This window comes from Paenibacillus sp. GCM10027630 (assembly GCF_042676305.1).
In the GTDB taxonomy this organism is placed as follows: Bacteria; Bacillota; Bacilli; order Paenibacillales; family NBRC-103111; genus Paenibacillus_S.
Window position 1 is genome coordinate 72,300 of the sequence record NZ_JBHTGY010000033.1, and the last position, 24,241, is coordinate 96,540.

The window sequence follows — 24,241 nt, forward strand, 5'->3', positions numbered from 1 at the left end:
AATTTATTTTGGAGGGGAGATCTGCAAATAATAATCAAGAGAGCATCTGGAAAAACAATGTTTTCCAAAATGAGGTTGAGTATAAGGAGGTATTATGAACTCGAAGAATGATAATAAAAAATTGCGCGAGTCATTTGAACAAGCCGCGAATATTTATCAGCAGGCGCGTCCGGATTACCCTGAGCAAATGTTCGATGATTTAATCCATACAGCAAATTTGAATCCAGGTGATCATTTGTTGGAAGTGGGTTGTGCTACAGGAAAGGCTACTCTACCGTTAGCCAAGCGCGGATTTAAAATCACGTGCGTAGAACTTGGCGCTGAGCTCGCTACAATTGCCCGTCAAAACCTTGTCGGAATGGACATTGACTAATCAACGGGAGCTTCGAAGAATGGCAGCCGGAGGCAGAGAATGGGTTTGATCTGGTATTCGCTGCAACCGCTTGGAAATGGGTTAATCCAGAAGTTCGGTATATTAAGGCAGGACAGGTCCTTCGTCCCGGCGGACACCTGGCATTTTGGAACGCAGATCACGTTTTTCCAGACGATGGAGACCCATTCTTCCGAGAAATTCAAAGCGTTTACTATGAAATCGGCGAAGGTAAATCGGTAGAAAACAACGATTGGCCGCGACCAGGGCAACTTCACGAGCAAAAAGATGAGATAGAGAAAAGCGGCCTGTTTGAGGTTGTTCACATACGACATTTTGATTGGGAGCGCATTTATCATGTTGACGAGTACATTAAACTCCTCGAAACCTTCTCTGGGCACATACTCATGGAGGAATGGAAACGTGACAAACTCTTCAACGAAATCCGAGTTCGCCTTAATAGTCGTCCAGAAAAATCGGTTCGCCGCCACTGGGGTGCTGTTCTCCATGTCGCTCGTCGAAAAGATTGACAATGGAGATATTGGTTTTTCATCGTTGCGCTAGCGGGGAACAGCAAAACGGAGAACGTTAGTTCAATAAAAACAGCGCAGTCTAAGACTTATTTCATGTCCGGGACTGCAGCTAAAAAGTATCTGTTTACAACTTATTTTCGAGAATTGCTGTTCCACCAAGTCGCGCATATAGGATGTAATCAATGACTGCTGGCTCGAACCCGCCCGCGCGGAGTGCAGCGTTGATCTGACCACGATGGTACTGGACATGCAAGGCGACATGCATCAAAATGTCCCGCGCGGACGTCTCGAACGGTGCTCCGGCCTGGCTACGATAAGCGATCGGATTGTCCAATCGATCTTCGGGTAGGGCATCGAGCCACTCACGGAAGCCGCTTTCGTTGTCCTCGATTAACGCGGCGCATTTTGTCGGATCCGCGTCATCCGCCCATAACACGAGCCCCTCACTGCTCTCGCCACGCAGCCGGGTCAGCCAGATGCGCTCCGCTTGGAGCACGTGTTGAAACAGAGTCGTTGCCTTGCCGGCTTCGTCCGCCGGCAAGGCTTGCAGCGCCTCCAGTAGGCGGCGGTTCGCCCAATCCATGTGTACGAACAAACTGCGAATCGTTTGCATGACGCTTAACCTCCATCGTCTCTTGATTTCTTTGTTCCCTTTTATCGTATCACGCACGGGTGCGACTGCCAACGCCCTTATTCGCTGAACCTGTGGATGATCGGGATCCTACGGTCGCAGACTCTTTGGATTTAGTCCTGAAAGCAGCTTTGGGTGTCAAAGACATGTGGGAGCAGGCTATTTCGACTCGGTTTGCAACGAGCCTTCTTAGCTAAATTTGTCATATAACTGATAGGCGAGCGTGAGCCCGGGTTATATGACTCGGGACGGTGCCCGGGACACGATAGTGGAGGAGCTTGCTTCAGGCAGCTCCTCTATTGTTTTATTGAAGTAACGGACAGCATAGAATAATAAGAAGAGCCTAGGAACTAAAAATAATAAACAAGCATGATGTATATAAAAGTAATATTTGGAGGAATCGGATTTTATGGCAATAGGTCGTTTTCCTGAGCGTATTGTAGTTATTGGGGCAGGGATGGCGGGTTTGGTATGTACTTTGGAGCTTATGAAACAAGGATACAATGTGCGTTTATTAGAGGCAAATAGTCAACCGGGTGGTCGCATATACACGATGCGGGATCAATTTGCCGACGGAATGTTTTGTGAAATGGGGGCTGCCTTCATTGGAGCGCATCATTTTCTCACATTGAGTTATGCCCAGCAAGCCGGGGTTCAATTAATAAATTTACCAGTCCCCAACAGAAGTTTGTCATATATCGATGGGAGATTAATAATAGATTCTCCTGCTGAACCTGCACTATGGCCTGTTTCACTTACTGCTGAGGAAAGAATTTTAGGATACGCGGGGATGTTGGAAAAGTATCTCAAGCCGGGGCTTAAAGCGACGGGTAATCCTTTTTTGCCTGGCTGGCCAACAAAACAAGCGGTACAGCTCGATTCTATGACAATGGAAGAATATCTTAAAGGTCAAGGAGCATCTTCGGGTGCCATTAAGCTGTTTGAAATTGGGTATATGCAGATGTTAGGCGATGGTATTCGCAAAGTATCTGCATTACAGCGACTGCTTGACCTAAAAATGGCCAGTTCCGAAAGAAGTACACAGACTATAGTAGGTGGAATGGATCAATTACCGAAAAAGCTTGCCCTTACAATAGGCTCTAATATCAGTTATGGATGTGCTGTGACGCATATTGAACAAAGTAATAAAGGAGTAACGATCCAATTTAATAATTCCGGTGAAGCTTTCACTATCTGCTGCGATAGGGTCATTGTGGCCATTCCCTCTACAATGCTGCGTACCATTCATTTTTCTCCACCACTTAGTAAAGAAAAAAATGATGTCATTCAAAATCAACTTTCTACTTCCGTTACTCGTACCGTCATACAAAGCCGAACTAGATTCTGGAACAACTTAAGTTCCTTTACTACAGTAAATACGGATCTGAAAATTGGATGGTTGCTTGATGCTACATTCACTCAAACGACATCAAGGAGGGGGCTAATTTGTTCGTACTCCTCCGGTGAATCGGCAAGGGAAATATCTAGAACTGGTAATATTAATACAGCTGTATCAGAAATTAAACAGGTGCTTCCTGAATTGTCGTATAATTTTGAAGGTGGGACGGTCTTTTCTTGGGATCATAATCCTTACTCCCGAGGTGCGTATGCTTGGTATAAGCCGAATCAGATGATTCGAATGCTCCCAATACTGTCTGCCGAACAAGGAAGAATTTACTTTGCTGGCGATAATACAAGTCTTTTTCCCGGCTGGATTGAAGGTGCGATCTCTTCTGCGTTACGAGCTGTAAATCAAATTATTGCCAGTAAAAGCATATAGTACAAAATTTTTTGCAAGAAGAACTATAGTAGAGGAGCTAGTTAAACTAAGTGGTAGTTGAGAGTCTGCAACTGTAAAGTTCTTCTTTTGTTTATTGAGTAACAGGCAGAATTGCAATAAATTTACACATGGATATGGTAATATTAGTTTATCCATTATGGAGAGGAGATTCTGAGTTGACCGAAAGAACAAGAGTTTTTACAGGTTCTCCATGGGAGCCGGTTGTTGGATATTGCAGAGCCATTCGTGTAGGAAATCGTGTTGAAGTAGCTGGTACAACTGCTATGAATGATGGTGAAGTTATTGGAGTAGGGAGTACCTACGAACAAACGAAAAACATTTTGAAAACCATAGAAGAAGCACTTCATAAAGTTGGAGATCCTGCAAAAACACAGTTATTTTCCTATCAGAATTGCTGTAGAGAGAACAAACCTACAAAAGTACATCCATTTTCATGGGAAACGCTCCGGTTCAGCTGAGAATGAAAAAATAAATGCACATTTGCATGAATTCAATAAGAATTCGGATATACCTGCCAAAGACTGTATAGATGCAGGTTTTTGGCTGAAGGCAATAGTTTCGAATCGAATAAATTGGAATAAAGTCGTGTGCGCTATCACTATCGTTCTTAAGTTTTGTCTAGGGCTAGGCTGGACATGGTCAAAATCGAATGACTTCGTCAAGCGCTGATTTCGGTTTTGAGCCTCTAATTTAGTGGTATTTTATTCAACAATGAGGTTGGAAAATATGAGAAAAAAATTACTCAGCTCATTTTTGGTTTTACTAATAGTATCCTCTATTGTTTTAATTTTTTGGACTAAAAGTATCGATAGTAAATTTGTCGTTCCGGTCATAAATAGTTTCTACAGTAATTTTATAGATAAAGACTATTCAAAAATGTACAAATACACAGATTTCAGTAAATACACACAAAATCCTAACCTATCAAATGAGGGTAAAGCGAACTTGGCACAGGGGTTGCTAGATAATGATAGACATTGGTATGGAGACATAAAAGGACACTCTATAAAAAGCATAAATTGGAAAGGGTTTAACAAAAGAAGTGCAACAGTTGCTGTTATAGCTCTAGATGGATATGGAAATGAGCAAATCTATTATGATGAAGTTTTTATTAAAAAGAAAGATGAGGGTTGGTTTATTACCGAGTATATTTCTGGATCACCATGGAGATCCATGAAGATGCCGTAATAAAGCTTAATGGGATGTTTCGGTTTTATTGCTGAAGTAACGATGGTGGAAAAATAATCAAAGGAGCCATTCAAATGGAAAAATCATTATTTGATAACTTCAAGTGGATTAATGAAAGCAAGGCCAAATATGAAGAAGGCAAATTAATTATTAAAGCAACTGCAGCAAGCGATTTCTTCTGTAATAATGGTGCTGTTTCCGAAACAGGAATTTCTCCGGAAAATCTAAATAATGCTCCATTTTTTTATAAGGAGGTTACTGGAGATTTTGTTATGCGTGTTCAGGTTTCTCATGAATTCAAGGACATGTATGATGCGGCAACGATTATGGTTATGCAAGATTTGCAAATATGGGCTAAAGCATGCTTTGAAAAGACAGACTTTGATACGCATGCTGTAGTAAGTGTTGTCACGAATCATACTTCGGATGACGCAAATGGATGTAATATTAATGGAAATACGGTATGGTTACAAGTAGCAAGAGTAGCTAACCATTTTTCTTTCCATTATTCGTTAGATGGGGTCAAGTTTGATATGATGAGATTCTTTAGCTTGCCAGTCGATAAGACAATCAAGGTAGGGCTTGTAGCGCAATCACCGATAGGCACAGGCGGAGACCGAATCTTTCAAAACTTTTCATTGACTAATAAAACGGTAAACAATATTCGGTATGGTGTATAATCTGCACAAAATAAAAGTTGATTGCAAGTTGAATAAACAATAGTGAAAAACAGTCGAATTGGGGCTGTTTTTTTTAATTCTTCAAATTGTGTGAGTTTTGCCATCAAAGAATCTTAAAAATGCCCTTGTATAAACTTAAAAACGTCCCTTTGATTAATTATAGTTCTTAGAGTATATTTTCGTGTAACCGAATACAAAACTCAGAACAATTGAAGCTCATATCTTCCACCTAAGATACTTCGGTAGCGTCGATGCACCATGGCATGTACAATAGTTAGAGGACGTTTGACAAAGGAAGGGCTAGGTATGAAGCATAAAAGTTGGATACGAAGGGCTGTTTTAATGATAAGAAACATGAGGTTCCAAAACAAATTATTGGCAGGTTACCTTCTGGCTTGTGTCATTCCACTGCTCGGTGTAAGCGCCGTCATCTTCCATCAATCAGCAGTGGGGCTCGAGGATTCCTCACAAGAATTCGCCTCTCTGTATACGTCTCAAATCAGAACTACTTTAAACGAGTTTATCAAAGAATATGACAAGGTCACGAAGTCGGTACTGGTTGACAACGAATTGATCTACAGGATCGGAGAAGAGAGAAGTTTGCCTATGGACGAGTTGATTCTACAAAGAGTTGCCATCCAGCGCCTACTGATGCGGGTCGCATTACTCAAATCGGAGATCGGTACCGTAATGCTGATCGGTCGTGATAACAGCGTATATCAATATACGACTACAACAAGCAGAGTAAATGAGAACACACTGTTATCCCAGGAGTGGTACAAGCAGCTCCGCAATTCGGAGGATACGTTTTTTATTACCGGGCTACATGACCGTTCCTATTACGAGGATAAAGGAGCTGGAGCCGTAGTGACGGTAGGAAGGGTGCTGTTTAGTTATGACGGGGCCTATGCGGGCATACTTCTCATCGATCTGGATCCGTTTACGCTGCTGCAGCTCGATCATGACTTCGTTTTGGCTCGTGATAAATATGGCATAAATGTCATCATAAGCAATCGTCAAAGAGAAATTGTTTACCATTCCGATGCGGCCAGCGGCCGGTTATCTTGGCAGCAGGTGCTTGAATCCGGAGCAAAGTACATCAAGGATGACGGCAGCCAAGACCTGATTATATTATCGGGAAGCACCTCGCGAGGGAATTTATTTATCAAAACCGAGATTCCGCGTTCGAAGCTGCTGCAGAAAATCAATCAGATCAAAGGAATGACTGTCATCGTTATCCTGATAAGTTGTCTGATCATTACCCTCATCTCGCTTGGTTTGAGCTATACGATCACAAGGCCTATTAAGGCGCTCCGCAGAAGCATGAAGCAGGCAGAAGCAGGCCAATACTTACCTATAGAGAAAGAGCAGGCCGGCGACGAGATCGGAAGCCTGGTGCACAGTTACAACAAAATGATTATAACGATCCGATCCTTAATTGAAGACGTGTATATCGCGGAGATAAAGCAGCGGCAAGCCAAATTCATCGCGCTTCAGAATCAGATCAACCCCCATATGCTGTACAATACCTTGGAATCGATCCGCATGAAGGCGTTGGTAAAAGATGACGAGGAAACAGCCGGCATGATTAAAATTCTGGCTCGCATGTTTCGGCTAGCTTTAGGTAAAGAAGGCAGGCATCATTCGGTGAAACATGAATTGGATTATACGACCAATTACTTGGAGCTTCAAAACATTCGGTTTGATAATATGTTCAGACTGGATATTAGAATCCCCGACGAGATGCTGCGTTGCAGCATCATCCCCCTTATATTTCAGCCTATTGTGGAGAACAGTATCAACCATGGATTTGAGGATTACAGCAGACCCATGCATATCGAGTTTGAAGGCGCCTGGACGGAAGAAGGGGAAATCCTAATCCGGATAACGGACGATGGGGTCGGTATTCCAACGGAGAAACAAGAGGAACTGCTTGCATTACTGGAGGATGCTGAATCGGACAAATACAAACTCGAAGAAACCGATGTACCGGAGAGTAACGGGTTAGGCCTCAAAAATATCGCCGAACGCATCAAGCTCCACTATGGTGATCGGTATTATCTGACGATTCGTCCTGGAGTTGATCGTGGAACGACGGTCGAAATTTTAATCCCTAAGCTTTAGGTGGATTTTAGGTAAGAGAGAAGGAGAGGTGCTTTGGGATGAGGTTGATCTTGGTGGATGATGAGAAAGGTATTGTGGATGGTCTCAAAATAATGATAAGCCGCTATATCCCGGAATGCGAGGTAGTCGGCGCAGCCTATAATGGTTTGGAAGGGTTCAAATTAATTCAAAAATTGCAGCCGGACATTGTCATTACGGATATTCGGATGCCACAATCTGACGGCCTTGACATGATCAGAATGCTGAAAGACAAGGGCTGTCAGACCAAATTCATCCTGTTAAGTGGATATGCCGACTTCGAATATGCTCGAAGAGGCATGCAGCTGGGAGTGCAGTTCTATATCAATAAACCGGTTGAGGAAGAGGAACTACGCGACTGCGTTTATCAGGTCATAGAGGCTATCCGTGCGGACAATGCAAAGCTGCAGGAAGTAGACGAATTGAAGCAGGAGGTTCACAGCCGTATACAGGAGAGCGCCTTACGGGATATCCTTGATGTCGGCAGCGATAATGCACTTATGGAAGAACTGCTTCGAATTGCGCGAATTCCAACAGAGGGGGCCTGCTTCGCGTGTATCCTGCTTGAATTCGACGGCAACGTCGATGCTTTGAAGGAATTTGGACTTCAGCCGGTATTTTACCAAATAGACCAAGCCTTGGGACAGTACCGTGGAGTGTATCGGTTTCGTTATTCGGGTGCACAAGTTTCCGTGGTAGTTACCCATGGCGGTTCCATCGGGTATGCAGATCTGGTTCGCTCGGTCCAACGTCTGAAGGATAAAGTATACCGGGAATTGAAGCTGTCCATGAACGTTGGCATCGGTACGATTCAGAAGCAGGCCGGAGGTATCAGCCAATCTTTTGAGGAAGCCCGTTATGCGTTAAGTTATAAAGTGGTCAAAGGGGGGGACACCGTAATCCCGTTTCCCGAGATCAGGAATCTGACTGGACGGAGTCATGCAGTTCCTGAAGACATGATAGCTAAACTGGAGGCAGGTCTCGACAATATGGACGAGATGGAATGTGTAGGCATTATTCGCGAAATCTTTCGAGGGATGGAAGCCGAACCAAGTATAGGCCCGGCAGATCTCCAGTTGCATTGTTTGAACATCCTTTTATCAAGTGTTCGAAAGATGTCCTTTCAGCAGCTTCAGCAAAACGATTTCTTGGGCCGTCATATTTTGTCACTAGAGGGCATTTCACGGTTTCGGACGCTAGTGTCTCTGGAGGAGTGGATGGTTCAAGTCATCAGAAGAATTATTGCATTCAAGCTAGCTCATAAAATTCCCAAGAAGAAGGACATTATCACTGAGGTTAAGGAATACGTGTCTACACATTACAATGAACCGATCACTCTTGCAGATCTAGCTGCTCGTTTTTTCATTAACCCCTATTATTTAAGCCAGTATTTTAAACAAAAGACTGGGGATACGTATGTGAATTTTTTGACTCAGATCCGAATTGGCAAAGCCAAAGAGCTGCTGGAGAATACAGATTTGAAGGTATACGAGATATGCCAGATGGTAGGATACTCGGATACGCAGCATTTTGCGCGTTTGTTCGAGAAATTGACAGGTAGCAAACCCAGGGAATACCGCAAAAATCTGCCGAGCGTTTAAACGTACTTAGCCACTCCAAATCGGAGTGGTTTTTCATTTATTCTTAAAAAAGACCTTGTTTAAACTTAAAAATGCCCAATTGAGCGATGGTTCCCTTAATTGTATAGTTATCTGTGTAAGCGAATTCAACATCTAGAAACTGGGGGGAATAAGTTGAAAGCAGTTGCATTTCATCGAATGAAGGTGTATTGGCCGCTGTATGTGATGGCGATTCCAGGTATCGTTTTTCTCATTGTATTTAAATACATACCGTTGGCCGGTGCTGTAATCGCCTTCAAGGACTACTCGGTTTTCAAAGGGTTTATCGATAGTCCCTGGGTAGGTCTCAAGCATTTTAAGACCCTGATTCACCATCCTGACTTCTTCCGGGTGTTCAGCAACACGCTAATGCTGGGATTTCTCAAACTCGTACTGGTCTTTCCGATGCCCGTTTTGCTGGCGCTGATGATTAACGAGATTCGAAAGTCTGCGCTGAAGAAGGGAATTCAAACCGCTTTGTACATTCCGCACTTTTTGTCTTGGGTTATTGTTGCCGGTATTGTCTTTGATTTCTTTTCATTAAGCGGATTGTTCAACATTGTCATCGGGTGGTTCGGTTTTGAGCCGCTGCTGGCTATGCAGGATAGCGCATACTTTCGGCCCGTTTACGTGATTGCGTCCATATGGAGGGATGCCGGTTGGGGAACCGTGGTGTACATGGCGGCCATCAGCGCAATCGATCCTCAGTTGTACGAATCGGCGATGATCGACGGCGCATCCAAGTTTAGGCAAATTCGCCACATTACGTTTCCGCTTCTTTTACCGACCATACTGGTATTGTTCCTGCTTGAAATTGGCAATTTCTTGGATTTGGGCTTTGATCAAGTATTTAACCTACTCACCCCGATGACATACAGTGTCGGAGATATCCTGGATACGTACGTATTCCGGACAGGCATTCAGCAAGCACAGTACAGCTTTGCTACGGCGGTCGGTTTATTCCAGTCAGTTATTGGATTTATCCTAGTGTACGTATTCAATAGGCTGTCGAAGAAAATTTCGGATGGGGGGCTCTGGTAGACATGTTTGAATCGAGAGGGGAAAAAGTATTCGTTACAGCAATTACGGTTTGCCTTATCCTGTTGTCTATCATAGCACTCGTACCGCTCCTGTCCGTGATCTCCACTTCACTCAGCTCCAAAAGTGTCGTGGATATGAATCTGGTAACCATATGGCCGAAGCAGTTTACCTTCGACTCCTGGGGGTATATTATCGACCGTCCCGACTTGTGGAAATCGTTCTTCTTGACCTTGGGCTCGACGGTAATTGGAACGGTTTTGGCTCTGCTAATGACAGCCTTACTGGCGTACCCGCTGTCGAAGCCGGAGTTCCGCTGGGGGGCTGTGATTATGGTCGGCGTCGTGATTGCGATGATCTTCAAGGCTCCTATCGTGCCATACTTTCTAACGGTTCGCGGTATCGGACTTTATAATAATCCGCTGGTTCTGGTAGTACCACATATCCTGAATCCGTTCAATCTAATTATCATGAGAACCTTCTTCAAGCAGTTCTCCAAGGAATTGGAGGAGGCAGCCTTTCTTGAAGGCTGCGGGTATTTCCGAATGCTGTTCCAATTCGTGCTTCCGCTGTCCAAAGCGGTACTGGCGACACTTGCTCTATTCTATGGGGTGGTGTTATGGAATCAGTTCCAGCATCCTCTCCTTTTCCTTCAAAATCCCGACTTGTTCCCGCTGCAGATTAAGATCCGACAGTTCATCACCGACGATAACGTTATTATGGCGGGTGCTGCTTCAAAGGCTAATCTGAACTATAATGAGCGTACCTTAAGAGCTGCGACAGTAATCTTTGCTATCATTCCAATCATTTTGGTGTATCCTTTCTTACAGAAATACTTCGTTAAAGGAGCCATGATCGGCTCTGTAAAAGGGTAAGACATCTTTTCAGTTTTAAAGGCAAGCAGCCTTAAACATATAACTACGATTAAGAGGGGGAACAACACATGAATTTCAAAAAGATCGGATTATTATCAGTAGCAGGTGTCCTTGCCATTACTACTATAACCGGCTGTAGCGGTAACAAGAACTCATCCGAAGCTGCTCAAAACCAGACCTCCAATGCGGATGAAATTGTCGATATTGAAGTATGGGGCACCAACATCGGCTATAAACCGATCACCAAAGGCAGCAAGCTGTATGAATTATATAAGGAAAAGCTTGGCGTCGGTGTCATTCATCCCTATGTGGAGTGGAACGGAGGCACCAATTACCTGAATCAACTGAACCTAAAGATCGCCGCTAACGAAATGCCGGATTTGTTCTTACCCCAGCAGGGCATTGAAGATAGTTTGGCTAAGAACGGCGCGATTGCCGACTTGACTGAGCTGTTGCCTAAGTATGCACCGAATCTATGGCAAGCCGTTCCGAAGGAAATGTGGGATGTAGTTAAAGCCAACGATCCTACTGGTCAGGGGAAAATCTTTTATATCCCCGGAGTGGTGGATTACGGGAGGTACGCCGGAATGATCCGTAAGGATTGGCTCGATAAATTGGGCTTGTCAATGCCGAAGACGCAAGAGGATTATGTAAAGGTTCTGGAGGCATTCCGGGATAAGGATCCCAATGGCAATAGCCAGAAGGATGAGCTTCCGACGGGTGGCCGTCAGGAGGCACGTTGGATGGACCATCTGTTCGCAATGTACGGTGTAGCCATGTTCGAAGGTTATCCGGATTGGGACCTGTACGATGGCAAGCTGACTTATTCCGCGATTACCCCGAATATGAAAGCAGCCTTGGAGAACATTGCCAAGCTGTATAAGGACGGATTGCTGGATAAGGAAACGCTCCTTAACGACAAGGCCAAATGGGATGGCAAGATTGAATCGAATAAGGCAGGGAACTATTTTCATTGGGTGGAAACTGGCTATTTGCCTTTGGAAAATCTTTCTAAGAACACTGGCGTAAAGGCTGATTTTTCCATACTCCCCATACCGGAAGTCTCGGGCTATAAGGGCTTCTATACTTGGAAGAGGTTTCAGCCACCAGCCTGGGTAGTCAAGAATACCAAGGATCAGAAGAAATTGATGGCTACCCTGAAGCTGCTTAACAACATGTACGATAAAAAGAATTGGATCCCTCTGTATCTTGGCGTGGAAGGAATGCACCATACGGTAAAGGACGGCAAAGCAGCCAGACTGCCGGATGATAAAAGTACGCAGGAGAACCTGATTCTCGATCCTTATTCCAAAATATCCACCCTGGATTTCATGATCGATCTAAACAAGAGCACAGCTTCGGAAGATAGAATGTGGGCGATAAATCAAGTTAACCGAAATATGCAGGAAGCCCAAAAGTATGCTAAGATCATTGCCGGCGACGGTATGCCAGCCAGTGTGTACGAAGGCTTCGCGGACATTAACAATCGTACTTTGTACGTGGAATATGCTACCAAGATTATCATCGGACAATATCCGATCAGCAAATTCGATGAATTCGTAGACAAGTGGAACAAATCGGGTGGTGAAGAGGTTACGAAACGTGCTAGAGAATGGTATGCGAAAGTGAAGAAATAATTTTTCCGAACAAAAATATCCGCCCGGCATCGATTCGAAGACGGGCGGATATTTCAATTCAAGTTTGGGGCATTGGATGAATGAACCTAAGTTGAAACAGGGGGTTATTATGTGTAATCGTCTTAAAGAAGTGCTTGAGGGTCAAGAACATAATTATATACTTCCTTTTCTCTGGCAGCATGGTGAGGAAGAGGAGGTAATTCGGGAAGAGATATCCCGTGTTCATGAATCTGGAATCGGGGCCTTTTGCGTAGAGGCTCGGCCACATCCGGATTTTCTCGGACCGAAATGGTGGAAGGACATGGACATTATTATGGAGGAAGCCCGGAATCGAGGCATGAAAGTATGGATGCTCGATGACGACCATTTTCCAACGGGTCATGCGGCAGGTAAGGTGAAGGAGGCTCCAGAAAGGCTTCATCGAATGTTCGTGGGTGAACGATATATCGATACCATCGGTCCTGCCCAAGGAACATCTCTGCTGCTGGATACCTTGCTGATGTGTGGCCTTCGACCGACTACCTCGCACCAACAAAACGCGAGTGGTAAAAACAAACTGATTTCAGTTGTTGCTGTCCGCCGCAATCTATCTAATGGAACATTAACCTGTGACTCAGTCGACATAACAGAACTTGTACAAGATGGTATCCTTTACTGGGATATCCCTGAAGGGTATTGGCGAGTATTTATTATTTCAGAAAATAAGGGTGGCGGCAGTAAGGAGCAGGAAGATTATTTGAACCCGCTAGACCGGGATTCAGTTCGTATTCTGCTCGATACGGTATATGAGGCTTTTTTCGATCGTTACAAAGCGGATTTCGGAAAGACATTTGTTGGCTTCTTTTCAGATGAACCCGGATTCTACAATGATGAGAAAACTTTTGATTTCAATTCGAGGCCTGGAAAGCAAGGAGTGCCACTTCCTTGGAGCTCGGAAATGCCAGCCCTGCTGGAGGAAGCCTTGGGGCCCGACTATCGGAAGCTACTGCATCTCCTCTGGCAGGATGTAGGAGAACAGTCGAATATTGTACGCTACACTTATATGAATATCGTCAGCAAGCTCTATGCAGAAAACTTCTGTAACCAAATCGGGGCATGGTGTAGAGGCCATGGGGTAGAATACATTGGACATGTACTCGAAGACAACAACGTTCATGCAAGGCTCGGATCCGGCGCCGGGCACTTCTTCCGTTCGCTATGGGGGCAAGACATGTCGGGCCTCGATGTGGTGCTGTGGCAGATCGTCCCTGGATTCGATGAATTAAGTTTCCGCTGGCCAGCGGGGGAGACGGATAGTGAATTCTTCCACTATGGCCTGGCTAAGCTTGGTGTGTCGTTAGGTCATATTGATCCGAAAAAACAAGGCCGGACGATGTGCGAAATGTATGGAGCATATGGCTGGGCAGAGGGGTTAAAGCTGATGAAGTGGCTCACAGACCATATGCTCGTTCGCGGGGTAAACTATTTTGTCCCGCATGCCTTTACTCAAAAAGCTTTTCCAGATGCGGATTGTCCGCCGCATATGTATGCGGGCGGGAAAAACCCGCAGTACCGATATTATAAACATTTAAATCGATATATGAACCGGATTAGTCACCTGATTTCAGGCGGAAGACATGTGGCTACCGCGGCCGTCGTTTATCATGCTGAAGCCGAATGGTCAGGGGAATCGATGTATTTTCATAAGCCCGTTAAAGAAATGATGCAGCATCAGATCGACTGCGACGTTCTTCCAATCGATGTTCTTTTGGAAGCAGCGAGCGTGAAGGATAGCAAGCTACATGTAAATCGAGAGGATTATGAGTGCCTGATTGTGCCCTATGCAGAAGCGCTTCCGACGGCGATGATTCGGAGCTTGGCCCGGTTTGCCGAACAAGGACTAGCCATTCGCTTTGTTGACGGGATGCCGTTACGATCGAGCGAAGGCAGTGATGTTTCTGCTGAGCTGTCTTGGCTTGCCGCTCACCGGAACGTGAAGCTTGCAGACTTAGACAAGCTGGCCCAAGACCTTATTGCAGACGGACATTACGATATGAGAGTCGATACATACGAACCGTATCTTCGGAACTATCACTATCTTCATGATGGTTTGGATGTTTTTATGTTCTTCAACGAACACCCGAATCAAACTATTTGTACGAAGATTGCTTTGCCTGTTCAGGGAGATGTATATGCGTATGATGCTTTTCTTAATCGGTTGAGTAGTTTAAATGTAGATAGAGAGTGCGGCGCAATGGCGGTACAGCTTGTGCTGCATCCGTATGAATCCATCGTCCTGCTCCATGGACCTGCCCTTGGGGATTATACCGCACTGCCACACCGAACTATTGGAGCGGATCTAGAGCTCAAAGGTGATTGGACTGTTTCCACAGCGAACGCTGAAGATTATCCTCAGTTCAAGGAATGGGGAAAATTAACGGCATTAACTAATATGAGTGGTCCTGACTATTTAACAAGTTATACTGGAACTTATCGTTATGAAACGGAATTTGAGTGGAATGAGTCTGTGAGCCAAATTCAGTTAGATTTGGGTGAGGTCTATGAAACGGCAGAAGTATGGTTAAATGGTAAACAAGCAGGGGTATGCATCTGTCCTCCTTACTGTTTGGAGATCAATGGTCTGATAAAGAAGGGCAGCAACAAGCTTGCCGTTGAAGTTACGAATACGTTGGTGAAAGATCAGCGTGACTTCTTGTCGTCCTTTGCACAGCAGGAACCAAGCGGACTCTTAGGTCCCGTCAAGGTGAAAAGTATCATTGAGGGAATGAACTTATACACAGGTTAAAAGTTCGGCATACGGCATAGCTAGTAAAGGGTCAGTCCGGTTTTGATCCGAAAACGATTGGATATGTACGAAAAGTCTCATCTCGGTTTAACCGGGGTGAGGCTTTTATGTATTCGCGTCTTCTATAACAACGATAATCATTACGTCAGATATTTGCTCTGACATGTCATGGCTTAAGAAAAGAGTATTGTTGTAATAAATACGAGCTTATATAATCAATGAATCAAAGGCGATGAAGTTAAGAATGGGGGGACATGGGAATGATTATCAGTCGTCAGAAGAATGATTTCAAAGGAAGTGGCATGTAGTAAAAGTAAATCACACATGCAATTAAACTAAAGCTTACAGGAGGACTCAATGAACGGGAAACGCCTATTAAGTATGGTTGTCACATTCGCGCTTGTTTTAAATTTACTATTGTCGGGGATTCCTTTGTTCGTTCCGGCAGTACAAGCTGCCGATGAATACGTAATAACCGATATCATTAACGATGACTATGAAAGTATGACAGGTCGTACTGATCTGGAAGCCAACGGCTATGTAATTACGCCTAATCCAGGAACGCCTACTAATGATATAGCAGTTATTAATGCAAGCGGCATAGCAAACCCGACGGTTAACAATGACAAGACGGGTAAAGTTTTGCAGGTGAAGGATGCTGTTACTACGGGCGACACCAAGTTTGTCCGCAAGCTGCCTTCGTCCGCTACCGGTCTTGTAACTGTCGATTTCGACTGGCGCGTCGAGAAGACCGCTTTGGACAGCCATGGCTATAAGGTAATGAGGGTTGAGAATCAGGCCGGTAACGCGCTTATAGAATTGAGGCTCAGCGATAATGGGACGAACTTGTCCCAATATTTGTACAGCGCCAAATCTAACAAAAAGGTTATTGCAGGCTATCAGAAGGACGTTTGGTATCAGGTTAAGCTTGAAATCGATACCAATGCCAAAAAAGCCCAAGCGTACGCACGGGCAGGCTCTTCTGGAGCGTATGTGACAGCAGGCCAGTTCGAATTATCTGAGACGGAAGCAAATTCGGCGGCTGAAGTTTCGCAGTTGTCGGGGTTTACAACGACTGAACAAACATCGAACATGTACTACGATAATATTAAAGTATCTACGAAAATCGTCCGTCCAGCTGCGCCGACCGGCTTAACGGCTGTGGCAGGTGATGCAAAAGTTAATCTGTCCTGGACAGCAATAAATGGGATGAGCTATACCGTTAAGCGTTCGAATACAAATGGCGGCCCATACACGAACGTTCAGTCCGGCATTACAACTGGTTCTTATGTGGACAATGGGTTAAACAATGGCACAACCTATTACTTTGTGGTGTCCGCTAGTAGTAACGGTCTGGAGAGTACGGACTCCTCGCAGGCTACGGCTACACCGCTGAAGCCGCAACCGCCAGCCAAGCCTACGGGGCTGACTGCCGCAGCGCAAAACAGCCAGGTTATATTGAACTGGAATGCTGCAGCCGGAGCACAAAGCTACACGGTTAAATATGCAACGACCAGCGGAGGTCCTTACACCTCTGTAACGGGCATTGCATCCAACTCGCACACGGTAACAGGCTTAACCAACAATACAACTTATTACTTTACGGTTTCCGCTGTGAATGAAGTAGGTCCGAGTGGAGACGTAACAGAAGTGCAGGCAAAACCGGTGCAATCGCCACCGCCGCTGCCGCCTACAGGTGTAAAAGCTACTGCATCTGACGCTAAGGTAAACGTATCGTGGAGCGCTGTAAACGGAGCGACCAGCTACAATGTGAAGCGGAGTACGGACGGCCAGAACTTTACGGCTGTGGCTACAGGCGTGACAGCGACTAACTACACGAATACCGGCTTGACTAATGGTACGACTTATTACTACGTTGTAACGGCTGTCAACATCGACGGTGAGAGTGTAAATTCAGCTGCTGTCTCCGTTGCTCCTGTACCGCTGGATGCTTTTAGTCCTACATTATCCAAGAATGGAAGCTGGTTTGAAACGGCCTATGTGGATTGGGCGCCTGTAAGTAATGCTCAGGGCTATAATGTATACGTTAAACCTGTAAGTGCATCGGATTCACAATATGTACAAATTGATACTCAATTAATCCGCAGATACGCTGCATATTGGAGAGCTGACGCTACAGGGCTTGCAGCTGGAGATTATGTAATGAAAGTTGAAGCGGTACTGCCAGATGGTTCAAGAGCAAGTGCTGTTTCCGATATACTATCCGTAGCGAAGCATGACAGATCTGGATTTGCTTTTTCAGCAAGCTCACCATTTAAAACGGGTTCAGGTGCTTATAATAACGATGGTACACTGAAGAATGGCGCTCAAGTTCTTTATGTAACATCTGCGACTGCAAAAACAGTTACCCTTGATGTAATAACCAGCAGCAAAGGTGCTGTAACAAAAGGCGTTGGTATAGGTGAAATTTTAAAACTAAGACAAAAAGGCTATGATAAAACGCCACTTGCATTCCGATTCATTGGAAAAGTTACAGCTTCTGACATGAGCGGACAACTTAACAGCAGTGGATATCTTGAAGTAAAAGGTAAATCAAATTATGACGAAATGAATGTTACGCTTGAAGGCATCGGAGAAGATGCTTATGCGTATGGATGGGGATTCCTGGTTAGATATGCCGGTAATGTAGAAATAAGAAACTTAGGCGTGATGTTATTCCCTGACGATGGCATTTCGCTTGATACAGGTAATGTTAATGTTTGGCTGCATAATAATGATATTTTCTATGGAACTGCAGGAGGAGATGCTGACCAAGCAAAAGGTGACGGTTCAACTGACCTTAAAGGCGCATCGACGTATATCACAATCTCGTACAATCACTACTGGGATTCCGGAAAATCTTCACTAGTCGGTTTGAGTGAATCATCTGAATTTTTTGTAACCTTCCATCATAATTGGTTTGATCATTCAGACTCTCGTCATCCACGTGTAAGAACGGGAACTATTCATGTATATAATAACTTCTATGATGGAATCGCAAAATATGGCGTTGGCGCTACAACAGGAAGTTCCATCTTTGTTGAATCCAATTATTTTAGAAATGCTAAAAATCCAATGATGATTTCTTTACAAGGTACGGATATTAAAGATGGTGTTGCTAATGGCACATTCTCCGGTGAAACTGGAGGTATGATTAAAGCCTACAATAATATTATTGTTGATCCTGGAAATCTTATTTACGCAAATTCCAATGCAGGAACAGCTCCGGCTAACGCAACATCATTTGATGCATATCTGGCATCGACAAGAAATGAAGCGGTTCCAAGTTCATACCTAACATTAAAAGGTGGAACAGCTTATAATAACTTTGATACCTTGATCGATACGGGAGTAAATGCAGCTAATATTGATGCCGTAAGCAATGTTGAACAAATGGTTACGGCAAAAGCTGGACGCCTAAATAAGGGAGACTTTACTTGGGAGTTTAATAATTCGATCGATGACGCATCGTATAGCATTAATGCAGCACTCATGAATAAAATAAAAGCTTACACAGCTCAACTTTTATCTGTAGGGGGCAATTCAACTGAACCAACGCCAACGCTGACACCATCCGCTCCAGGCTCCGTCATTGCTTCAGCGGGCGATGCCAAGGTTACGCTTTCTTGGGCAGCCTCTTCAGGTGCAACGTCTTATACCGTGAAGCGAAGCACTAGCCAAAACGGTACGTTTTCAACGATTGCTTCTAATGTAACGCTGACATCTTACGTAGATTCAGGCTTAACGAACGGAAGCGCTTACTTCTATGTAGTAACAGCTGTTAATGCGAATGGCGAAAGCTTGCCGTCGGGTCAAGTAAGTGCAACGCCAGCGGCACCTGTCGGCAACACGCCGAGTGTATCGCTACCTAGCGTACAGCCGATTGCATTCGGCACAACCTTTAATACGAAGTACGGCTTGAGCAACGTTTCAAGCGCTATTTTTGCACAAGACATCACGTTCCAATACGATAGTGACAAATTAGAGTTTGTAACTGCGGATTCGTTAAAGGCTGGATTATCCATTGTTCAGGTGAAGCAGGATACGCCGGGTCAAGTTCGTCTTATAGTGGCAAGTTTGGGCCAAACAGCTGCTGTTTCGACGGATGAGCTTTTGATCCAACTGAATTGGAAAGCAAAATTACTTACCCAAAGCGCAACGGCAACGATCACGGCTCTAAACGTGAAGCTTGCAGGAAGCAGCGGAGATATTACACAGGCTTCAGCAGCCTCTGTATATGTTCAGCTAGCAAATGGAGTGAATTTGACTGCATTGCAGGCAGCAATTACAAATGCTGAAACATATCATAGTTCCGCTGTGGAAGGAACGAACATAGGCCAATACCCTCAAGGATCAAAGGCTGCATTGCAGGCCGCAATCGATTCTGCGAAGGCTGTTTTGGCGAACGAAACCTCGACGCAGCAGCAGGTAGAAGGAGCGGCAGCAACACTGAATGCGGCGCTGGAGTCGTTTAAAGAGAAGGTAATTAAAACGATACCGGGCGATTTGAATGGCGATCAAGTAGTCAATGTAGGAGACCTTGCCATTCTTGCAGCAGCTTATGGACTTACCTCCGGTCAAGCGGGATGGAATGACATAAAGCATTTGGATTTTAACAATGATGGCGTCATTAACATTGTTGATCTTGTGCATTTGGCTAACCTTATCCCGTAATCAGTTAATAGAACAGTGGGGGAAGCGATCTTCCCCCCTGTTTTTCTAAGAAAGGAAGGCACATTAATGAATTGCAAAATATGGTTTACATGCTTCGTTATGTTCATGCTTCTTTCACTGTCTATAGGACCGGAAGTGTCCCGAGCTGAAGTCAATTCAGCTTACTCGTTAGCGGTATCAACATCGGTATCAAGAGTTAATGAGGAAATGACGGTTACCTTGAAAGGCGAAAACTTAGCGGATTTGTATGGATATGAAGCGGTTATTGAGTATGACAATAGCAAGCTTTCTTTTAAAGAAGCAAAATCGTCTATCTCAGGCTCGGGATTTTCAATCACCCCTTTAGCCAGCGGAAACAAGATAACTTTTGCTTATACCAAGATGGGGAAGATAGCGGGAATAAGCGGGAATGCCGATCTTGCAACAATTACGTTTATACCCTTTAGCTCAGGTTCTGCTGAATTAAAGCTGATTAACCTAATAGCAGTATCTTCCGAACAGCAAGAGTCCAAGTGGGATACAGTTCGAACGATTTCGACATCGATCGATGCTGGTAGTGGCACTTCGAATACGGGAGGCAGCTCGCGTTCGGGAGGGAGCACGGTAACGAATCAGCCTACTGTAGAAAAGAACAATAGCGGTGCAGATATTAAATTCTTGGAGGCTGTGAAAACGACAACGACGGACGGCAAAGAAGCAGTAGTTGTGTCGGTAAACACAGAGACATTTACTAAAGCGATTGAATTGGCTAGCGGCACGACTCGGATTGGAATCGAGGTTAAAGGTAATGAGCCTGTAGCTCGAGTAGAACTGCCTGCAGCATCTTTGGCTGATGCATCGAAGCAAACAAAGGAAACGGTTGTATCGGTCAAATACGGTAATTCAACGTATGATCTGCCTGTTTCTGCTATTGACTTCACGAAGCTGGCTCAGTCTATGAACGCGGATGTTAAAGATTTGAAGGTCGTTGTGCAAATTGAGAAGGTCTCAGGCAAGGATGCGGATCAAGTATCTACAGGTGCACAGCAATCCGGCGTGAAACTTCTCGGAGGCGCAGTTAAGTTCAATGTTTTTGTAGAGAGCGGCAGTTCGTCCATTTCAGTTGATAATTTTGGCGGTACCTATATAACCCGTACAATTGAACTAACTTCTGCAGTCGACAGCAGCAAAGCGACAGGGGTACTGTTTAACCCGGCCACAGGAGAGCTTACTTTCGTTCCGACAACATTTGAGAATGTGGGCGGTGTAACTGTAGCGACGATCAAACGTCCGGGCAATAGTATTTATACCGTGATTGAACACATCAAAACGTTTGCCGATATGAACGGTCATTGGGCGAAGGCGGATGTTGAGCTTCTTGCTTCCAAGCTTGTCGTCAACGGCAGAATGGATCAATCGTTCGTTCCGCAAGGGGAAATTACAAGAGCCGAATTTGCAACACTGCTAGTGAAGGGTCTAGGTTTATCTCAGGATCAATCGACGGTATTTAAGGATGTTGCCGCTACTGACTGGCATGCGGGATATGTGGGTGCGGCAGCGAAAGCCGGCCTTGTGGAAGGACTTGATAACGGCAGCTTTGCTCCGAACGCAAATATCACCCGAGAGCAGATGGCTGTAATGATTGGCCGCGCAATGAAAATGGCTGGCAAGCCTAAAGCCGCGAATGTAAAACGTGTTGAGAGCTTTACAGATGGAAGCTCGATGAGCAGTTGGGCGAAAGAAGCAATCTCCCAATCCATCGAAGCAGGCATTATGAATGGTAAAACATCGCAGACGTTCGAGCCTTCGTCGAATGCGACTCGCGCAGAGGCTGCTGTTGTACTGAAACGACTGCTTCAATACGCGGGGTTTATTAACTAAACAACCTCATAGGGGGTACGCTGATCATGAATGGTTTTATCAATAAAAGAGCAATGGCTATGCTGCTCACGATCATCATGGCTTTGCAATCGTGGCAGTTGGCGGTTCCTCCCGCAGCAAAGGCTGCCGGCGCACTGCCGAGCGGCTGGACGGCGACGACGATGAATGGGACGTCTACAGGCAACACAATAGTGAAACAAGAGGCGTCAAGCTATAGTAACGGACAATTCGACATTGAAGCTGTAGACGGAAAACAGCAAAGTGTAAGCGGAACTGCAAACGGAGATACAGTATATTTCTTGTATATGCCGGTTGAAGGCGATTTCACTATAACAGCAAGATTAGTTTCGGTAGCTGGACCTCCAGATAATTCAGTTATAAATTCAAATTCACGTGCTGCTTTGATGGTTAAAAACGGTGTATCCAATACAAGTGCGTCGTTTACAGCTAGTTATTTCCCTACGATTTCGACACCAAATACGGGAAGTTTAGGATATTACAGACGTTTTGCTGCTAATAACAGCAGTAGTAGTTCTGTTAGCAGTGTATCAACCCCGGTATATATGAAGCTGCAAAAGTTGGGTACTACTTTCACTGCTTCCTACTCAGCGGATGGAGTAACATACAATAGTCCGTATACTACACAAACAGATACGAACACAATGACTACAGCAACATTAAATGTAGGTTTAGCCATTACACATGCAACAGTTAAATTTGACAAAGTTAAGATTGTCAATGCAAGTGGGACAATTTTCGATTCAGCGTCTTCAACCACGAATCCGGACCCGGAAACAGCGCCCGCTGCTCCAACCGGATTGCAGGCTACAGCCGGGGATAATCAGGTTAGCTTATCCTGGTCGGCTGTTCAAAACGCTTCCTCCTATACGGTGAAGCGCAGTACAGGGCATGGGGGGCCTTACAGTACGCTTGTATCCAACGTTACCGGTACCTCTCATGTGGATACAACTACAAGTAATGGCACGACCTACTACTACGCCGTGAGTGCTGTAAATGCAAATGGGGAAAGTGAGAACTCAAGTGAAAAGAGTGCCATGCCTCACGCGGCAGTTGTCCCCGTGAGCTCCATCACGGTAAGCTCTTCGGGAGGCAGCACCATATCGACCTTGGGCGGCACTCTGCAAATGCAGGCGAATGTTCTGCCAAGCAATGCGACGAATACATCCGTCAGTTGGCATGTTTATGAGTTTGACGGAACAACGGCAACCGACAAAGCGACGATCTTAGGCAGCGGTTTGCTGCAGGCATCCAAGAACGGCACCGTAAGAGTTGTAGCAAGAGCGAAAGACGACTCGAATGTACAGGGCAGCACGACTGTTACCATCACCGGTCAAACCATCGCTACCCCTCCAAGCGCTCCGACGGGAGTGACAGCGGTTCCGGGAGTCGGACAGGTAACGTTATCATGGAACACAGTGACCGATGCTACGTATTACAGCGTTAAACGCGCTATGTCATCCGGGGGCTCGTATACAACGATAGCTTCCAGTGTCTATGCAGCTACTTATTTAGATACGAATGTAACCAACGGTTTAACGTATTACTATGTAATTACATCTCGTAATGCATATGGAGAAAGCGGCAATTCCACTCCAATAAGCGCTGAGCCTTCGGGGACTCCAAACAGTACTCCGGTCAGCTCGATTACGGTTACAGGTGGAACAGCGATTTCTGCTGACGGCGGAACCTTGCAGCTTCAAGCAACGGTCCTGCCAAACAATGCGACGAACGCTTCAGTTGACTGGTTTGTTTTTGAAGCTGACGGAGTTACGGCGACTGACAAGGCAATGTTCAACGGCAGTGGATTACTGCAGGCTGTCAAGAACGGGACGGTGAAGGTCGTCGCCAGAGCGAAGGACGGTTCGAACGTACAAGGCAGCGCTTCAATCACAATCTCGGGGCAAACGCTCCCAGACACAACGATTCCTGAGGATGTGGACGGTAACCAGAAGGTTGATATCGGCGACCTTGGTATTGTAGCCCACTTGTTCGGCCTTACTTCCAGCAGTCCGAACTGGGAAGCTCATAAAGCGGCGGACGTAAATAAAGATAACGTCATCAACGAGCTTGATCTGCAGCTAGTGGCAAATAAAATCGAATAGCCAATGTAAAAATCCCTTTCAGCAGAACGGCAAACGGTCGCTGAAAGGGATTTTTATATATCTTCGTACTTACTCGTTGGAACGACGAGGACGTATTACTAAATGTGAAGAAGCAGTTCGGAATGCGATGACTTCGATACGAAGCCCGTCGATCTGGATCGGCTGCTGGGGAAAATACAGGCATTTCTGAAGTAACACCTATTCTCGTTCATTTGTCGCAGGACCTGCGCTTATATGGCAAGTGGGTAAAATAAATGGATGTATATGTTTAGTGGTGAGCACAAG

Annotated in this window: 17 protein-coding genes; 16 read left to right on the forward strand and 1 reads right to left on the reverse strand. The window is 45.1% G+C overall.

Annotated elements, in window-relative coordinates; translation table 11 throughout:
- Positions 1–94: 94 nt before the first annotated feature.
- The 3 genes from ACFQ0C_RS16070 (at position 95) to ACFQ0C_RS16080 (ending at position 934) form a co-directional block, all read left to right on the forward strand.
- Positions 95–373 (forward strand): class I SAM-dependent methyltransferase, encoded by a 279-nt coding sequence (locus tag ACFQ0C_RS16070; protein WP_379368086.1) that lies wholly within the window; start codon positions 95–97, stop codon positions 371–373.
- A 39-nt stretch (positions 374–412) separates the two neighbouring features.
- The gene (locus tag ACFQ0C_RS16075; protein ID WP_379368087.1) at positions 413–613 is read left to right on the forward strand and encodes a hypothetical protein; all 201 of its coding nucleotides are present in this window, start codon (positions 413–415) and stop codon (positions 611–613) included.
- A 180-nt stretch (positions 614–793) separates the two neighbouring features.
- Entirely contained in the window at positions 794–934 is a 141-nt protein-coding gene (locus ACFQ0C_RS16080) for a hypothetical protein (RefSeq protein ID WP_379368088.1), read from the forward strand.
- A 93-nt stretch (positions 935–1,027) separates the two neighbouring features.
- Here ACFQ0C_RS16080 and ACFQ0C_RS16085 read toward each other — a convergent pair whose 3' ends face one another.
- Complete coding sequence (locus tag ACFQ0C_RS16085) at positions 1,028–1,516, reverse strand: DinB family protein (protein WP_379368089.1); 489 nt, start codon at positions 1,514–1,516, stop codon at positions 1,028–1,030.
- 427 nt (positions 1,517–1,943) lie between these two features.
- Between ACFQ0C_RS16085 and ACFQ0C_RS16090 the strand changes: the two genes are divergently transcribed.
- The 13 genes from ACFQ0C_RS16090 (at position 1,944) to ACFQ0C_RS16150 (ending at position 23,956) form a co-directional block, all read left to right on the forward strand.
- Positions 1,944–3,314 (forward strand): flavin monoamine oxidase family protein, encoded by a 1,371-nt coding sequence (locus ACFQ0C_RS16090; protein ID WP_379368090.1) that lies wholly within the window; start codon positions 1,944–1,946, stop codon positions 3,312–3,314.
- Positions 3,315–3,490: 176 nt separating this feature from the next.
- Entirely contained in the window at positions 3,491–3,793 is a 303-nt protein-coding gene (locus tag ACFQ0C_RS16095) for a Rid family hydrolase (RefSeq protein ID WP_379368091.1), read from the forward strand.
- 268 nt (positions 3,794–4,061) lie between these two features.
- Positions 4,062–4,523 carry a hypothetical protein gene (locus tag ACFQ0C_RS16100; protein WP_379368092.1) on the forward strand — a complete coding sequence of 154 codons (462 nt, stop codon included), beginning with the start codon at positions 4,062–4,064 and terminating at the stop codon, positions 4,521–4,523.
- Positions 4,524–4,597: 74 nt separating this feature from the next.
- Positions 4,598–5,203, forward strand: a complete 606-nt coding sequence (locus ACFQ0C_RS16105) for a DUF1349 domain-containing protein (RefSeq protein WP_379368093.1) — start codon at positions 4,598–4,600, stop codon at positions 5,201–5,203.
- A gap of 306 nt (positions 5,204–5,509) precedes the next feature.
- The gene (locus tag ACFQ0C_RS16110) at positions 5,510–7,327 is read left to right on the forward strand and encodes a sensor histidine kinase (protein WP_379368094.1); all 1,818 of its coding nucleotides are present in this window, start codon (positions 5,510–5,512) and stop codon (positions 7,325–7,327) included.
- A 38-nt stretch (positions 7,328–7,365) separates the two neighbouring features.
- Complete coding sequence (locus ACFQ0C_RS16115; protein WP_379368095.1) at positions 7,366–8,946, forward strand: response regulator; 1,581 nt, start codon at positions 7,366–7,368, stop codon at positions 8,944–8,946.
- Between the two features lie 153 nt (positions 8,947–9,099).
- Entirely contained in the window at positions 9,100–10,005 is a 906-nt protein-coding gene (locus ACFQ0C_RS16120; RefSeq protein WP_379368096.1) for an ABC transporter permease, read from the forward strand.
- 2 nt (positions 10,006–10,007) lie between these two features.
- Positions 10,008–10,877, forward strand: coding sequence for a carbohydrate ABC transporter permease (locus ACFQ0C_RS16125; protein WP_379368097.1), 870 nt, complete (start codon positions 10,008–10,010; stop codon positions 10,875–10,877).
- Between the two features lie 68 nt (positions 10,878–10,945).
- Positions 10,946–12,514 (forward strand): type 2 periplasmic-binding domain-containing protein, encoded by a 1,569-nt coding sequence (locus ACFQ0C_RS16130; RefSeq protein WP_379368098.1) that lies wholly within the window; start codon positions 10,946–10,948, stop codon positions 12,512–12,514.
- Positions 12,515–12,623: 109 nt separating this feature from the next.
- On the forward strand, positions 12,624–15,299 hold the full coding sequence (locus tag ACFQ0C_RS16135) for a glycosylhydrolase-like jelly roll fold domain-containing protein (protein ID WP_379368099.1): 2,676 nt from the start codon (positions 12,624–12,626) through the stop codon (positions 15,297–15,299).
- 357 nt (positions 15,300–15,656) lie between these two features.
- Complete coding sequence (locus tag ACFQ0C_RS16140) at positions 15,657–19,973, forward strand: fibronectin type III domain-containing protein (protein WP_379368100.1); 4,317 nt, start codon at positions 15,657–15,659, stop codon at positions 19,971–19,973.
- A 66-nt stretch (positions 19,974–20,039) separates the two neighbouring features.
- Positions 20,040–21,833 (forward strand): S-layer homology domain-containing protein, encoded by a 1,794-nt coding sequence (locus ACFQ0C_RS16145; RefSeq protein ID WP_379368101.1) that lies wholly within the window; start codon positions 20,040–20,042, stop codon positions 21,831–21,833.
- Positions 21,834–21,859: 26 nt separating this feature from the next.
- Positions 21,860–23,956, forward strand: a complete 2,097-nt coding sequence (locus ACFQ0C_RS16150) for a dockerin type I domain-containing protein (protein WP_379368102.1) — start codon at positions 21,860–21,862, stop codon at positions 23,954–23,956.
- Positions 23,957–24,241: the final 285 nt, after the last annotated feature.

Bases quoted from the DNA above. Each gene is read 5' to 3' on its own strand.
- ACFQ0C_RS16070 (WP_379368086.1), top strand. From the start codon at position 95: ATGAACTCGAAGAATGATAATAAAAAATTGCGCGAGTCATTTGAACAA.
- ACFQ0C_RS16075 (WP_379368087.1), top strand. From the start codon at position 413: ATGGGTTTGATCTGGTATTCGCTGCAACCGCTTGGAAATGGGTTAATC.
- ACFQ0C_RS16085 (WP_379368089.1), bottom strand. From the start codon at position 1,516: ATGCAAACGATTCGCAGTTTGTTCGTACACATGGATTGGGCGAACCGC.
- ACFQ0C_RS16090 (WP_379368090.1), top strand. From the start codon at position 1,944: ATGGCAATAGGTCGTTTTCCTGAGCGTATTGTAGTTATTGGGGCAGGG.
- ACFQ0C_RS16100 (WP_379368092.1), top strand. From the start codon at position 4,062: ATGAGAAAAAAATTACTCAGCTCATTTTTGGTTTTACTAATAGTATCC.
- ACFQ0C_RS16105 (WP_379368093.1), top strand. From the start codon at position 4,598: ATGGAAAAATCATTATTTGATAACTTCAAGTGGATTAATGAAAGCAAG.
- ACFQ0C_RS16110 (WP_379368094.1), top strand. From the start codon at position 5,510: ATGAAGCATAAAAGTTGGATACGAAGGGCTGTTTTAATGATAAGAAAC.
- ACFQ0C_RS16115 (WP_379368095.1), top strand. From the start codon at position 7,366: ATGAGGTTGATCTTGGTGGATGATGAGAAAGGTATTGTGGATGGTCTC.
- ACFQ0C_RS16125 (WP_379368097.1), top strand. From the start codon at position 10,008: ATGTTTGAATCGAGAGGGGAAAAAGTATTCGTTACAGCAATTACGGTT.
- ACFQ0C_RS16130 (WP_379368098.1), top strand. From the start codon at position 10,946: ATGAATTTCAAAAAGATCGGATTATTATCAGTAGCAGGTGTCCTTGCC.
- ACFQ0C_RS16135 (WP_379368099.1), top strand. From the start codon at position 12,624: ATGTGTAATCGTCTTAAAGAAGTGCTTGAGGGTCAAGAACATAATTAT.
- ACFQ0C_RS16140 (WP_379368100.1), top strand. From the start codon at position 15,657: ATGAACGGGAAACGCCTATTAAGTATGGTTGTCACATTCGCGCTTGTT.
- ACFQ0C_RS16145 (WP_379368101.1), top strand. From the start codon at position 20,040: ATGAATTGCAAAATATGGTTTACATGCTTCGTTATGTTCATGCTTCTT.
- ACFQ0C_RS16150 (WP_379368102.1), top strand. From the start codon at position 21,860: ATGAATGGTTTTATCAATAAAAGAGCAATGGCTATGCTGCTCACGATC.